General features: G+C 62.6%; 1 protein-coding gene. It reads right to left on the reverse strand.

What is annotated here, in order from left to right; translation table 11 throughout:
- A partial coding sequence (locus AKL29_RS43995) for a hypothetical protein (RefSeq protein WP_210168327.1) occupies nucleotides 1-262 on the reverse strand: 262 nt, incomplete at both ends.

Consider the following 262-nt stretch of genomic DNA (forward strand, 5'->3'; position numbering starts at 1 on the left):
CGCCGGCCGATGCCGCCAAGGACGCGCCGAAGCCCGCCGACAACAAGATGGCGCCGGCGAAGAAGTAAGCTTCGCGACGTCAATAGCTTCAATGCGCGATGGCCGGGCTCGTCCCGGCCATTTTCTTTTTGGAACGCCTTCGGTTGATCGCGTCGTCCCGGCGCAGGCCGGGACCCATACGCCGCAGCGAAGCTTGTCTTGCCGCGGCGGCCGTTTCTTAAACAATTGATGACGGTGGTGATGGGTCCCTGTGTCTTGGAAG

The sequence above is a fragment of the Bradyrhizobium pachyrhizi genome (genome assembly GCF_001189245.1).
Lineage (GTDB): Bacteria > Pseudomonadota > Alphaproteobacteria > Rhizobiales > Xanthobacteraceae > Bradyrhizobium > Bradyrhizobium pachyrhizi.